Below are 14,337 nucleotides of genomic sequence, written 5' to 3'. Positions count from 1 at the left end.
CGCCGGATTCCGACCACCTAATTCGTCGGAGGTGGGGATATTTCGAACAAAACCCGGCACACAGCCATGACGTGGTAAAGTGACGTAGCGGGAGCCGGCTCGTCGATGAAGCCGCCATCGACGCGCATCTTGTCTCTCCATGCCCCCAGGGCGGGGGTTTCGAGGTAGGTTTTGAGACAATTGGCGGCGGCAAGGGCTTCTTCTGGCTCACCGAACATCAGGGCGGCCTTCAGGTGCTCGGTCTGCGGCCAGAGACGGGCATTGGCGTCGCGGACGCTGAGGTCATCCCACAAGGCATTGATGGCGCAGCCGCGATTCGCGTCCACGCCAGCCCGACCGGCCTCATAGAGAGCCCGGGCGGCGATCTGGCCGTCCGAACGGCCACGGCGACGCCCCCACCGATCCAGCAGGCCAGCCCACTCGAATTGATGGCCCGGCTCCACCAGCCGGCCATCATCGCCCGGAGCGCGATCCCAGTTCTCGTCGAAGAACTCGGTCAGGACGCCGCGGTGGTCGATGAAGGCTCCCAGGGCAAGCTGAGCAATCTCGTCGGACAGGGGCGCCCAGCTTGCGTCGCCGGCCTCTTCCCAGGCCAGGGCCGCCTCCAGCAAGTGCATGTGGCAATTGGCCTGGAAGGGGTGGTCGCCGTTTTCCCGGAAGCCGCCCACCGGATGGCGCATCTTTTCCAGACCCTGCCGGATTTTCGCCGCCAGCTTGGGCAGATCGGTCCAGTCGGGGTCAACAAGCTGGAGGGTGGCCATGCCCAGCAGGGCGAAGGCCTGATCATAGATGGCCGGATTGGAGTCGAGGGCCACCCCTTCTTCCGAGACCAGGGCCCGCAGCAGACCGTCAGGTCGGGTGAATTTTTCGAGGGTGAAGTCCAGGCCATGCCGCGCCGCCTGTCGCCAGGGGCCTTCCCAGCCCAGAAGACCGGCCAGGGCGTAGCAGAAGATCATCCGTCCCTGGACCCGGCCGCGCCGGTTAGCCTTCAATGGCCGACCATTGGTGGTCAGTGCGTCCAGAAAGCCGCCGATCTCGTGGTCAGCGCCCATGGTCCACCAGAGCGGCAGGGCGGCGGTGCGCAGCCACTGGTCATACCAGGCGCTGGCCTGGGCCAGGGTTTCAAATCCGGGCGCGGGCCGGCTGTTCAGTATGTCATGACCAGCCTTCACCGACTGGGCCGAGCCCAGGTCGCAGACCAGAACCTTGCCATCCTCGGCGATGATGGCCAGGTCGGTCAGGCCCAGGGCCATGACCTGAACCCCCGGCGCAGCGCGGATCAGGCTCCCGGCCGTGTCCATGGCCACCACATCGCCCTGCAGGCTGTTGCCGTCATCGTCCCGGGGCGACAGGCCCAGGACCGCGTCCCAGGCGCCCACATCCGCCCAGGTGAAGTCCACCGGCAGGACCATGGCCCGGGCCGTGCGCTCCATGACCGCATAGTCGATGGAAATCCTGGGGGTCTGCAGGAAGGGCGCGCCCAGCACATAGGCCGAGCCCACCATCTCGCCCGCATCCACCGCCGCCTTCACACCCGCCAGCACGTCGGGGGCGAAACGCTCCAGTTCGTCCACCAGGGTCCGGGCCGGAACGACGAAATTGCCGCTGTTCCAGAGATAGCCGGCCTTCACGTATTCGGCGGCGCGCACCTCGTCAGGCTTCTCCACAAAGGCCTGGACGGCGTGAACCCCCGGGCCCGGCGCTGTCTGGATATAGCCAAAGGCCGTCGAGGGTCCGGTGGGCCTGACGCCAAGGGTGACGATCCGGCCGATCTTTGCGGCTTCGACGGCTTCGGTCACAGCAACCCGGAAGGCCTCGGCGTCAGGCACATAATGGTCGGCCGAGACCACCACCATGATGCCCGCCGGGTCATCCCGCAGAACCGCCAGCGCTGCCGCCGCCATGGCCGCCGCGGAATCCCGCGGCGCTGGTTCAAGGATCACGTGACCCTCGACCCCCAGGCCCGCCATCTGGCCTTCGATCAATGCGGCATGGGCGATTCCGCCCACCACAAGGACGGGGCCAAGGGGCGCAACCCGGGCCACCGTGTCCTGGAAGCTGGAGACCTCGCCGACCAGTCTTGCGAAGGGCTTGGGTCGGTCAGCGCGCGAGGTCGGCCAGAGCCGAACCCCTGCCCCGCCGCACATGATGACTGGATAGACTGTCAAAACCGCCGTTCGCTTCCTGTAGATCGCGACTTCAAGCCGCCACGACTTCCTTCGCACCGGGGATTCCGGCCTCCGTCAGTGCGCCTATCAGTTCCGCAACCGTCGCCTCGAGTTCATCGGCGTCCCGGCCCCGGAGAACCAGGTTCGAGCCATAAAGTCCCTCTGTAAAGAAAGGATAGCTGCCCAGGCTCATGTCCGGATGCGCCTTGGCGACCGCTTCCAGCGGCGCGGCTATGGCGCCCTCGCCCGAGCCCTCGACCCGGACGGTCCGCGACAGCACCACCGCGCCGGTCCGCATGCGGGGGCCGACATCTTCCAGCATGCCGCGCATGATCACCGGCACGCCAGCCAGGACGAATACATTGCCGATGGTGAAGCCGGGCGGGCCCTGGACAGGGTTCTTCACCAGATCTCCCCCCACCGGAACCCGGGCCATGCGGCGGCGGGCGATGTTCAGTTCAGGGGCCCAGCGCGCAGTCATCATGGCCAGGATATCGGGATGCTCTTCCAGCTCGACGCCAAAGGCCGCGGCCACAGCGTCGGCGGTGATGTCGTCATGGGTCGGGCCAATGCCCCCCGTGGTGATCACATAGTCATAGCGCTCACGCAGGGCGTTCAGGGCCGCGATGATTTCTTCCATGATGTCGGGGACGGTGCGCGCTTCGCAAAGGTCCACCCCGTGCACCCCCAGATACCTGGCGATGTCGCGCATATTGGTGTCCTGTGTGCGCCCCGACAGGATCTCATCGCCGATGATCAGGACGGCCGCCGTGACCACAGTAATTCCGCCGGTCCCGCTCATCATCCTGCTCCATCGCCACGAAAGCCTGTGATCTATCCTGTGGCTTGAGTCTTGCCTATCCCGGCTGGACGCTGTCCCCTCCTGCCAACCCTCACCAAGGTGACTCGCAACATGGACGGCCCCAAACGCATTCTCGTCACCGGCGGCGGCGGCTTTCTGGGGTCGCACCTGTGCGACCGCCTGCTGGCGGCGGGCCATGAGGTTCTCTGCGTCGACAACTTCTTCACCGGGTCGCGGCGGAACATCGCCCATCTGCTGGGGCACAGGTCCTTCGAGCTCATGCGTCACGACGTGACCTTCCCGCTCTACGTGGAGGTCGACGAGATCTACAATCTGGCCTGCCCGGCCTCGCCCATCCACTACCAGCACGACCCGGTGGCCACCACCAAGACCAGCGTCATCGGCGCCATCAACATGCTGGGCCTGGCCAAGCGCCTGAAGATCAAGATGCTCCAGGCCTCGACCTCCGAGGTCTATGGCGACCCTACCGTCCATCCCCAGGTGGAAGAGTACTGGGGCAATGTGAACCCCATCGGCCTGCGCTCCTGCTATGACGAGGGTAAGCGCTGCGCCGAGACCCTGGTCTTCGACTATGTCCGCCAGCACAAACTGGACGGCAAGGTGGTGCGGATCTTCAACACCTATGGCCCGCGCATGCGCCCCGACGACGGCCGGGTGGTCAGCAACTTCATCGTCCAGGCCCTGGCCGGTCAGGACATCACCATCTATGGCGAAGGCCAGCAGACGCGGTCCTTCTGCTATGTGGATGATCTGGTCGAGGCCCTGATCCGCATGATGGCCACGGGCCCCGAAGTCCCCGGCCCGATCAATATCGGCAACCCCAGCGAATTCACCATCCGCCAACTGGCCGAACTGGTGATCGATCTGACCGGGGCTAAGTCCAAACTGACCTTCCAGCCCCTCCCCTCCGACGACCCCACCCAGCGCCAGCCGGACATCACAAAGGCGCAGGACATCCTGGGCTGGCGCCCGACCATCGAGCTCCGCGAGGGCCTGGCGAAAACCATCGCCTATTTCGAGGAGTCCCTGCGGGGGGCGAAGGTTTAGGGGCGGGATGGACTTCCCAATCCCCCTCGTCCGGGGCCGCCTGATCAAGCGCTACAAGCGTTTCCTGGCCGACGTCGTGCTGGATGACGGGACCGAGCTGACTGTTCACTGCCCCAATCCCGGCGCCATGCTGGGCCTGAACATGCCGGGCCTGACGGTCTGGCTGTCAAAATCCCCCGACCCCAAGCGTAAGCTGGCCTGGACCCTGGAACTGGTCGATGTGGATGGCGGCCTGGTGGGGATCAACACCATGCATCCCAACCGACTGGTGGCCGAGGCCCTGGCCCAGGACGCCATCCCCGAACTGACCGGCTACACCTCCCACCGCCGCGAGGTGAAGTACGGGACCAACAGCCGGGTGGACTTCCTGCTGGAAGCCGAGGGTCGCCCACCCTGCTGGCTGGAAATCAAGAACTGCCACCTCATGCGCACCCCGGGCCTGGCCGAATTCCCCGACTGCGTGGCGGCGCGCTCGTCAAAGCACCTGAAGGAACTGGAGGCCATGGTCGCCGCCGGGGATCGGGCTGTGGCGCTGTTTGTAGTGCAGAGAATGGATTGCACTGAGTTTGCGGCGTGTGCGGAGCTGGATCCGGTGTTCGCCGACGCCCTAACCCGCGCCGCCAATTCCGGTGTTGAGGTTTTGTGCTATGATTGTGAAATAACCCCGCAGGCGATCACGGTCGTCCGCCCCCTGCCCTGGCGGGATCGACCCTAGGCTATCGGAGACCTTACCATGTCCATGACCGACGTTCTCGAAGCCGAGCACCGCACCGGCCGGGTCAAGGTTCACGGCCCCGAGGGCTTTGAGGGCATGCGGGTGGCCGGCAAGCTGGCGGCCGAGTGCCTGGACATGCTGACCCCCTACGTCCAGCCGGGCGTGGTAACCGATGAGCTGGACCGGCTGGCCCGGGAATTCATCCTGGATCACGGCGCCCTGCCCGCCTGCCTGGGCTATCGCGGCTATACCCGGACGGTCTGCATTTCGGTCAATCACGTGGTCTGCCATGGCATTCCGTCAGAACGGGCCCTGCGGGAAGGCGACATCGCCAATATCGACGTCACCCTGATTGTCGACGGCTGGCACGGCGACCACAGCCGCATGTATGGCGTGGGGCCCATAGCCCCCCGGGCCAAGCGTCTGATCGATGTGACCTATGAAGCCATGGCGCGCGGCCTGGCGGCGGTGAAGCCCGGCGCCCGGACCGGCGACATCGGCGCGGCCATCCAGACCTATGTTGAGGCCCAGCGCTGCTCGGTGGTCCGCGACTTCTGCGGCCATGGCCTGGGCAGGGTGTTCCACGACGCCCCCAACATCCTGCACTTCGGCCAGAAGGGTACGGGCGAGCTGCTCAAGCCCGGCATGTTCTTCACCATCGAACCCATGGTCAATCTGGGCAAACACCAGGTGAAGCTGCTGGCCGACGGCTGGACGGCGGTGACCCGGGACAAGTCCCTCTCGGCCCAGTGCGAGCATTCGGTGGGCGTCACCGAGACCGGCTATGAGATCTTCACGGTCTCGGGCCAGGACCTGTTCAAGCCGCCGGTGATCAGCGCTTAGGCGATCGCGCCCTCCCGCGGGTAGGTTACAGAACCCTAACTTGCGCCGACCCTTGCCGCCGGGTCAGCATGGTCGCCTCCAAAGGGGCCTTCCATGCTGTCGATCAAGAACCTGACCCACATTTATCCCAATGGCGTGCGCGCCCTGGATGGCGTCGACCTTGAGGTCGAGAAGGGCATGTTCGGTCTGCTGGGGCCAAATGGGGCCGGCAAATCGACCCTGATGCGGTCCATCGCCACCCTGCAGACGCCGACCTCGGGCTCCATCACCTTTGGCGACCTGGATGTCATCGCCGAGCCGGAAAAGCTTCGCCAGACCCTGGGCTATCTGCCCCAGGACTTCGGGGTTTATCCGCGGGTCTCGGCCTATGACATGCTGGACCATATGGCGGTGCTGAAGGGCATTGCCTCGGCCGCCGACCGCAAGACAACGGTCGAATCCCTGCTGGTTCAGGTCAATCTGTGGGAGGTCCGCAAGAAGGCCGTGGCCGGCTATTCCGGCGGCATGCGCCAGAGGTTCGGCATCGCCCAGGCCCTGATCGGCCGCCCGCAACTGATCATTGTCGACGAGCCCACCGCCGGCCTCGACCCCGAAGAGCGCAACCGTTTCCTCAACCTGCTGGCCGAGATCGGCGAGAATGTTGTGGTCATACTGTCGACCCACATTGTGGAAGACGTGTCCGAGCTCTGCCCGCGCATGGCCGTGCTGGCCGGGGGCAAGATCCTGCGCCAGGGATCGCCAGCCGCCCTGATCGAAGAGCTGAAGGGCAAGGTCTGGAAGCGGACCATCGCCAAGGCTGACCTCGAGGCCTGCCGCCAGGAGCATCAGGTGATTTCCAGCCGCCTGGCCGCCGGCCAGACCGTGGTCCACGTGCTGAGCGACGCCTCGCCCGGCAAGGACTTCACGGCCATCGAGGGCGGGCTGGAAGACGTCTACTTCTCCACCCTCACCGCCTCGCGCCGCGCAGCCTGAGGCCCGACCCATGTTCGCCAAAATCGCCGCCTTCGAGCTGCGCTACCAGCTGCGCCAACCGGTCTTCGCCGTCGTCGCCCTGATCTTCTTCCTGCTGGTCTTCGGATCAGTGACCGTCGACCAGATCAGCATCGGGTCGGGGGGAAACATCCACAAGAACGGGCCCCAGGCGATCGCCGAGACCAGCCTGATCATGACCCTGTTCTTCATGTTCGCCTCCACGGCCTTTGTGGCCAATGTGGTGGTGCGCGATGACGAGACCGGGTTCGGCCCGATCATCCATTCCACCCGGGTCCGCAAGTTCGACTATCTGTTCGGCCGGTTCACCGGCGCCTTCATCGCCGTGGCCCTGGCCTATCTGGCTGTGCCTCTTGGCATATTTGTCGGCTCGCTCATGCCCTGGGTCGACGCCGAGACCCTGGGCCCCAACCGGCTGGCTGACTATGCCTTCGCCTATTTCTGGCTTGCCCTGCCTGGCCTCTTCCTGGTCAGCGCCATCTTCTTCGCCCTTGCGACCCTCACCCGGTCGATGATGACCACCTATCTGGGCGTCGCCGGATTCCTGGTGCTCTATGTGGTGTTCAACGCCGTCACCCGTGATCCGGAACTGCGCAAGGTCGCAGCCTATCTCGAGCCCTTCGGCCTGGCCGCCTATGGATCTGCCGTCCGCTATTTCACGGCGTCCGACGCCAACACCATCCGGCCGGCCATTGAAGGCGCCCTGCTCTACAACCGCCTGATCTGGGTGGGCGTGGCCTTCGCCATGCTGGCCATGGCCTGGTCCATATTCCGCTTCGAGGCGTCAGGAATCCGCGACAAGGGCAGGACGCCCAGGGCCGCAGACCTTCCCCCCGCCCCCCTGGCCGGACGCCTGCCCGCCCCCAGCTTTGGCGCCCATGCCGGCTGGACCCAGCTCTTCTGGCGGGCCCGGTTCGAAATGGGTCAGGTCTTCAAGAGCCCGGCCTTCATCGTCCTGCTGTTCATGGGCCTGTTCAACGCCCTGGGCGGCCTGATCCTGGGCGCAGAGATCGGTGGTTCGGCCCTTTACCCAGTGACCAAGTGGGTGATCACCACCCTGAACGGCGCCTTCACCTTCATGGTGATGATCATCGCCATCTACTATGCCGGTGAGCTTGTCTGGCGCGATCGCGACCGCAAGACCCACGAGATCATCGACGCCACGGCGGCCCCCGACTGGACCTTTCTCCTGCCCAAGACCCTGGCCCTGATCCTGGTCCTGTTTTCCACCCTGGTCGTCAGCGCCCTGGCCGGCATTCTGGTCCAGCTGGGTCAGGGATTTACCGACATCCATCTGGACCGGTACCTGGTCTGGTACATCATCCCCAACGCCATTGACTGGGCCCTTGTGGGCGTCCTGGCCATCTTCCTGCAGGCCATATCCCCGCACAAGTTCATCGGCTGGGGCGCCATGGTGCTCTACCTGATCGCCACCCTGACCCTTGGCCGCATCGGCTTTGACCATAACCTCTACATTTTCGGCAGTTCACCGCCCGTCGCCCTGTCGGACATGAACGGCCAGGGGGACTTTGGCGTCTTCGCAGCCTGGTTCAGGGCCTACTGGTCGGCCATCGCCATCCTGCTGCTGGTGCTCAGCTATGGCCTGTGGCGTCGCGGAACAGAGACCCGCTTCGTCCCGCGCCTGAAGCGCCTGCCCGGCAAGCTCATGGGCCCCGCAGGCCTGATCGCCGGTCTGGCCGTGGTCAGCGCCATGGGTCTGGGCGGCTTCATCTACACCAATACGAACATCTGGAACGAATACCGTACTGCCATTTCCGAAGATGAATACCTAGCCGACTATGAGAAGGCCCTGCTGAAGTTCCAGACCGTTCCCCAGCCGTCGATCACCGATGTCGACATGCGGGTCGACCTCTACCCCCACGCTCCGCGCATGACCACGAGCGGGGCCTATACCCTGGTCAACCGCACCGGCGCGCCGCTCAGGGACGTTCACGTTCGGGTCGATCGGGACGTCAAGGTCCTGCAACTGGCCCTGACCGGCGGCAAGGTCTCCAAGAGCTTTGACCGGTACAACTACCGCATCTTTACCCTGGCCCGGCCCCTGGCGACCGGAGCCGCAGCAACCCTGACCTTCGAGACCGAAATCGCCCAGCGGGGCTTCAAGAACTCGGGCAACATCACCACGGTGGTCGACAACGGGACCTTCGTGAACAACTTCCAGTTCGCGCCCATCATCGGCATGAGCCGGGGCCAGCTGCTGCAGGACCGGGCCAAGCGTCGCAAGTATGGCCTGCCGTCCGAACTCCGCCCCCCAAAGCTTGAGGACCGCGCCGCCCAGGCGAAGAACTATGTGGGCAATTCCGACTGGGTGAACGCCCGGATCGCCATCACCACCGACGCTGACCAGACCCCCATAGCCCCCGGCTATCTGGTTTCCGACGTGACAAAGGACGGACGCCGCACCGCTGTCTTCAAGACCGACGCGCCGGTTCTGAACTTCTTCTCCATCCAGTCGGCCCGCTATGCGGTGCGCAAGGTCATGCACAAGGGCGTCGAGCTGGCGGTCTATTACGACCCCCAGCACCCCTGGAATGTCGACCGGATGCTCAAGGCCATGGAGACGGGACTGGACTATTACCAGGCCAATTTCAGTCCCTACCAGTTCCACCAGGCCCGGATCATCGAGTTCCCGGATTATGCCCAGTTCGCCCAGGCCTTCGCCAACACCATGCCCTATTCCGAGGGCATAGGTTTCGTGGCCGATCCGACCAAGCCCGACAAGATCGACTATAACACCTACATCACCGCCCACGAGCTGGGCCACCAGTGGTGGGCCCACCAGATCATCGGCGCCGACATGCAAGGCGGGACCGTCCTGTCGGAAACCCTTGCCCAGTATTCAGCCTTGATTGTCATGGAAAAGACCTATGGTCCCAATGGCATACGCAAGTTTCTGAAACGCGAGCTGGACAGCTATCTGCGCAATCGCGGCGGCGAGGTGGTCGAGGAACTGCCCCTCATCCGGGTCGAGGACCAGGGCTATATCCACTACCGCAAGGGATCCCTGGTCATGTACCTGCTGCGCGACCAGCTGGGCGAGAACACGGTCAATGCAGCCCTTCGCAAACTGCTGGCCGACCATGCCTTCAAGGGCGCACCCTATCCCCGGTCCCAGGACCTGGTGGACGCCCTGCGGCATGAGGCCGGGTCAGACGCCCAGGCCCAGGAACTGATCACCGACCTCTTCGAGAAAATCACCCTCTATGACCTGAAGACCAAGTCGGCGACCGCCCGCAAACGCCCCGACGGCCGCTATGACCTGACCCTGACCGTGGACGCCAGGAAGGCCTATGCCGATGGCAAGGGCAAGGAGACCCCGGCCCCCCTGACCTATGAGGTCTTCGACATTGGCGCCTTCAACGCAAAACCCGGCGACAAGGCCTTTGTGGACAAGGACGTCCTCTACTTCCACCGTCGGCCCCTGCGCTCTGGTGCCCAGACCGTTACGGTGATCGTCGACAAGCTGCCGAAGTTCGCGGGCCTGGATCCCTACAACAAGCGCATCGACCGCAATTCGGACGACAATGCCGTGAAGGTGGACCTGCTGCGCTAGCTGACCTCTGCCATCTCTGCGAGCTTCCGCGCTGAGTTCCAGTTGCGCGCCGTTGATGGAGCCCCAAGACACCGGTCGATGGTTTTTGGCGTCAGCCGAGACCTGCCTGCCCCCAGAGGGTAGAAAACATAGGCGAAGCTGGCGCCCACATGGCAGAGTTCCCCGTCACGGGCGGCGGCAGACAGGGCGTCGTTTGCTGCGGTCGCTGGCCCAGATTTCAAGGTCAGCAGCATCAGCCTGTCAGGAGCGACCTGCGCAGCTTCAGCGAAGGGATTGCCTGCTAAACCCAAAAGCCAGTCGGCTTGGCTTCTGACAAAGGCTGTGGTCCGAATGCCAAAGCTGACCAGCAACTGGGTCTCAAGAGCCACCTCAATCTCGGCAGCTGCGCCGTGGCCAGCGAACACAAAGCTGCCCGCCGCCTGCAGGCTCCTGGCAGGACCAAGGCCAATCTCCTCAAACACACCAGCCAGGTCCTTCATGGCGATGCGGTTGGCGGCGCCGACATTCAGGGCGCGAAACAGAGCAATCTGCGCCACCATCAAAATCGCCCCCTTGCCAAGAAAGAACACATGGTGAACACATAGGCGATCAACCTTACGCAAGGCAAGCGCATGGACGTTGAATTTGCAGATCTTGGTGGCCCCTGGGGTTTCGTCGCGCCGGAGAAACCTCACTATCTGGGCCATCGCGACCGGCTGCGGGACCGCGCCGCCGAGGGAGGCTTCGCCGCCATTCCCGACTATGAACTGCTGGAGCTATACCTCTTCCGCAGCCTGCCCCGCGGCGACGTCAAACCCCTGGCCAAGGCCCTTCTGACCAGGTTCGGATCGATGACCGGGGTCATGGCCGCCAGCCTGTCCGAGCTGAAATCGGTGGCCGGGGTCGGCCAGACCGTGGCCCTGGACCTCAAGCTCGCCCACGAGGCCGCCGTCCGCATGGGTCGCGAGGAAGTGGCCCGGCGCACGGTCATTACCTCATCCTCCCAGCTTCACGCCTATGTCCGCCTGGCCATGGCTCACGAGAGCCGCGAGCAGTTCCGGGTCCTGTTCCTGGACAAGAAGAACCAGCTGATCGCCGATGAGGTCATGCATCAGGGCACGGTGGACCACGCCCCGGCCTATCCCCGGGAAATCCTGCGCCGGGCCCTGGAGCTGGCGGCCAGCGCCGTCATCCTGGTGCACAATCACCCCTCGGGCGATCCGTCCCCCTCAGGCGCCGACATCAGCATGACGCGGGAGATTCTCGACGCTGCCAAGGCCCTGCGCATCGCCGTCCACGACCATCTGGTGGTCGGCCGGCAGGGGGTGGCCAGTTTCAAGGCCCTGGGATTGATGTGAGCGGTAACGCTAGTGAATATTTAAAGCCCCCGCCCCTACCAAGGCATCATCTTACCTTTTTGGTGCATGGGATTTCCTTGGATGGCGGTGATTGACCGCAGGACCAGTCAGCGTCGGGCCGACCGCAGTCGTCGCAAGGCCGAGCGTACGCCTTTCCGCAAGAGCCGGCGCCTGCGTGAGCGGGTCCGCGCCCTGGGCGTCGACATGGATCTGGTCCGGCCAGAGGAAGTCATGCTTCAGGTCCAGTCGGCCATCGAGGCCGGCGAGTCCTTCTGCGTGGCCAACTACAATCTGCATGGGGTCTATCTGGCCCGGAAGAATCCCGACTTCGCCAAATTCTGCGAGATGGCCGACCTGATCGAGGTCGACTCCACCCCGATGATCCTTTTCACCCGGATCCTGGGCCTGCACGCCCGCCCCTTCCACCGCTGCACCTATCTGGACTGGCGCGAGCACTTCTGGAGCCTGGCCCAGAGGGAGGGCTGGAAGGTCTATTATCTTGGCGGCGCCCCGGGCGTGGCCGATCAGGCCGCCCAACGCCTGAAGGAGGCCTATCCCAGGGTGACCCTGCGCACCCGGGACGGCTATTTTGATGCGACGCCGGGCTCTGCGGACAATGCCGCAATCCTCGCCGACATTGCTGACTTCGCCCCCCAGATCCTGTTCGTCGGCATGGGCATGCCGCGGCAGGAAGCCTGGCTCCTGGCCAATACCGAACACCTGCCCAACTGCGTGACTTTCAATGTGGGAGCGGCCTTTGACTATGAGGCGGGCGTCCAGTCGGCCGCGCCGCGCTGGATGGGTCGGGCCGGCCTGGAATGGCTCTACCGCCTGTTTCATGACCCGAAGCGCCTGTTCGAGCGCTACTGCATCGAGCCCTGGTTCCTGATCCCTGTGGCCCTGTCCGACATTGTCGAGGCCCTGAAAAAGGGACGGCTGTTCAAGGCCCCGCCAAAACCCGCGCCGGCCACGGGCGGGCGCCCGTAGGGACACCGGGGGTCGAACCCGGACGGATTACTCCGAGCGATTTTAAGTCGCTTGCGTCTACCAGTTCCGCCATGTCCCCAGGGCGCCTGAGACTTACCCAAACCCCGCTGCGCCGTCGATAGCGCCTGGCGCCAATCACCTCGGTTAAAAGTCATTCTTGGTTGTGGGACCTTAACCTTCGGCGCCTAGGGTGTGCTCATGCCGCCCGCGCAAGACATCCATGATCCGAACCCGACAGTCCGCCTTCTGGGCCTGGCTTTCGCGGGTGCTGATCTGGTTTTCGAAGTGACCAACCAGGGCGAGATCACCTTCGCCCTGGGCGCCGCCGAGCGCCTCACCGGCCTCAGTGACACTGCCCTGATCGGCAAGCGCTGGGAAAGCCTGGTCGGCGATGATGACGCCGATCTGCTGAGCGCCCTGCTCGCCGGACTGCAGCCTGGCGAACGCCAGGGTCCCCTGCGGGTGACCCTGAAGTCGCCCAAGGCCGGCCGCCTGACCCGTTATGGATCCCTGTCGGTCTTCCGCCTGCCCCAGCTGGGTGACCGGGTGTCCTGCGCCCTCAGCCTTGGCGCACCTGGCGGCATGGACCAGGTGGCGCCCCAGACCGGCGCCCTGATGGCGCCCGAGAATTTCACCACCGCCGCGACACAGATGCTGGCCGAGGCCGATCGCGCGGGTCTGGCCCTGCGGCTGGACCTGGTGGAAATGAATGGCCTTGCCGACTCCCTGTCGAGCCTTTCGCCCGAGGCCGCCGAACAGGCCCGCAAGCGCATGGCCGCGACCCTCAGGGCCGAATCCTATGCCGGCCTGGGCGCCGCCGAAATCGCCCAGGACCGCTTCGCCCTGGTCCGCCCGGCCACCTCATCCAACCAGCGCCTCGAAGAGCGCCTGGGTCAGGCCACAGGTGGAGCGGTAAAGCCGCAGACCGCCCAGCTGCCCCTGACTGCTGGCTCGGTCTCGCAGAACATGCGGGCCATGCGCTACGCCCTGGACCGCTATCTCGAGGACGGCCCCGAGGCCGCCGCCAAGGGCTTTGGCGCTGCTGTCGAGCAGACCGTCCGCGAAACCACCCGGTTCAAGAGCATTCTGGCCGACAGCGCCTTCCAGCTGGCCTACCAGCCTGTGGTCTCCCTGTCCGACACCAAGCTGCACCACTTCGAAGCCCTGGCCCGCTTCGAGGCCAACGCCAGCCCGGCCGACACCATCCGGCTGGCGGAAGAGCTGGAGCTGATCTCCGAATTCGACATGGCCGTGGTCAAGGGTGTCCAGAAGGCTCTGATGACGGCGCCCAAGGGCACCAAGATCGCCGCCAATATCAGCGCCCATTCGCTGATGCTGCCGCGCTTCTTCGATGATCTGGTGGGAGTCACCGCCCTGACCCCCAGCATGCGACCGCGCATGCTGCTGGAAATCACCGAAACCCGGCTGATCGATGACCTGGACCGGGCCAACCAGCTGATCACCCAGTTGCGAGCCCTGGGTCACGTGGTCTGCCTGGATGACTTCGGCGCCGGCGCGGCGTCCCTGGACTATCTGCGCAAGCTCGAGGTCGATTTCGTCAAGATCGATGGCCGCTACATTCAGACCATGGCGGCCGGGTCCCGGGACGCGGTCATCGTCAAGCATGTGGTCCAGCTGTGCGCCGAGCTTGGCATGTCCACCATCGCCGAAATGATCGAAACCCGGGAGACCGCAGATCTGGTCAAGTCCCTGGGGGTCAATCTGGGTCAGGGCTGGGTCTACGCCAAGGCTCTGCCCGAGCCCATCTGGGAGCCCAGCGCTTCAAGCGCCGGAGCCGTGCGCAGATCCGGCGCCCGCGAGGAATGGGGCTAGATTAAACCCCCGCCTTCCCA

At 64.8% G+C, this 14,337-nt stretch carries 11 protein-coding genes and 1 tRNA gene; 8 read left to right on the top strand and 4 right to left on the bottom strand.

All coding sequences use genetic code 11. The features are described from left to right. Positions 1-17: 17 nt before the first annotated feature. Both CFE28_07450 and CFE28_07445 read right to left on the bottom strand, forming a co-directional pair. Complete coding sequence (locus tag CFE28_07450) at positions 18-2,168, bottom strand: mannose-1-phosphate guanylyltransferase (protein OYU69853.1); 2,151 nt, start codon at positions 2,166-2,168, stop codon at positions 18-20. Positions 2,169-2,199: 31 nt separating this feature from the next. Next, positions 2,200-2,970, bottom strand: coding sequence for a competence/damage-inducible protein A (locus CFE28_07445; GenBank protein OYU69852.1), 771 nt, complete (start codon positions 2,968-2,970; stop codon positions 2,200-2,202). 111 nt (positions 2,971-3,081) lie between these two features. Between CFE28_07445 and CFE28_07440 the strand changes: the two genes are divergently transcribed. From CFE28_07440 to CFE28_07420, 5 genes are all read left to right on the top strand, one after another. Further along, a complete protein-coding gene (locus CFE28_07440) occupies positions 3,082-4,038 on the top strand; it encodes an NAD-dependent dehydratase (protein ID OYU69851.1) in 957 nt (318 codons plus the stop codon). Positions 4,039-4,045: 7 nt separating this feature from the next. Continuing rightward, entirely contained in the window at positions 4,046-4,753 is a 708-nt protein-coding gene (locus CFE28_07435) for a DNA/RNA nuclease SfsA (protein ID OYU69850.1), read from the top strand. 18 nt (positions 4,754-4,771) lie between these two features. Then, entirely contained in the window at positions 4,772-5,596 is an 825-nt protein-coding gene (gene map, locus CFE28_07430) for a type I methionyl aminopeptidase (protein ID OYU69849.1), read from the top strand. 93 nt (positions 5,597-5,689) lie between these two features. Further along, positions 5,690-6,568, top strand: a complete 879-nt coding sequence (locus CFE28_07425) for a multidrug ABC transporter ATP-binding protein (protein ID OYU69848.1) — start codon at positions 5,690-5,692, stop codon at positions 6,566-6,568. Positions 6,569-6,578: 10 nt separating this feature from the next. Beyond that, positions 6,579-10,160, top strand: coding sequence for an aminopeptidase (locus CFE28_07420; GenBank protein OYU69847.1), 3,582 nt, complete (start codon positions 6,579-6,581; stop codon positions 10,158-10,160). Here CFE28_07420 and CFE28_07415 read toward each other — a convergent pair. Continuing rightward, on the bottom strand, positions 10,157-10,846 hold the full coding sequence (locus CFE28_07415; protein OYU71603.1) for a hypothetical protein: 690 nt from the start codon (positions 10,844-10,846) through the stop codon (positions 10,157-10,159). The two genes, CFE28_07420 and CFE28_07415, sit on opposite strands and share 4 nt — an antisense overlap. Between CFE28_07415 and CFE28_07410 the strand changes: the two genes are divergently transcribed. Both CFE28_07410 and CFE28_07405 read left to right on the top strand, forming a co-directional pair. Continuing rightward, complete coding sequence (locus CFE28_07410; GenBank protein ID OYU69846.1) at positions 10,772-11,497, top strand: hypothetical protein; 726 nt, start codon at positions 10,772-10,774, stop codon at positions 11,495-11,497. The genes CFE28_07415 and CFE28_07410 overlap by 75 nt on opposite strands. Before the next feature lie 81 nt (positions 11,498-11,578). Next, positions 11,579-12,484 carry a glycosyltransferase gene (locus CFE28_07405; protein OYU69845.1) on the top strand — a complete coding sequence of 302 codons (906 nt, stop codon included), beginning with the start codon at positions 11,579-11,581 and terminating at the stop codon, positions 12,482-12,484. On the opposite strand, the gene CFE28_07400 is transcribed toward CFE28_07405, so the two are convergent. Next, positions 12,482-12,563 (bottom strand) — tRNA-Leu (locus CFE28_07400). The genes CFE28_07405 and CFE28_07400 overlap by 3 nt on opposite strands. A gap of 119 nt (positions 12,564-12,682) precedes the next feature. On the opposite strand from CFE28_07400, the gene CFE28_07395 reads away from it, so the two are divergent. Further along, a complete protein-coding gene (locus tag CFE28_07395) occupies positions 12,683-14,317 on the top strand; it encodes a histidine kinase (protein OYU69844.1) in 1,635 nt (544 codons plus the stop codon). Positions 14,318-14,337 lie beyond the last annotated feature (20 nt).

It is taken from the genome of Alphaproteobacteria bacterium PA2 (assembly GCA_002256425.1).
Taxonomy (GTDB): Bacteria; Pseudomonadota; Alphaproteobacteria; order Caulobacterales; family Caulobacteraceae; genus Phenylobacterium.
Note: the sequence above shows the minus strand (reverse complement) of the source record. Positions and strands in the feature narration are given on the sequence as shown.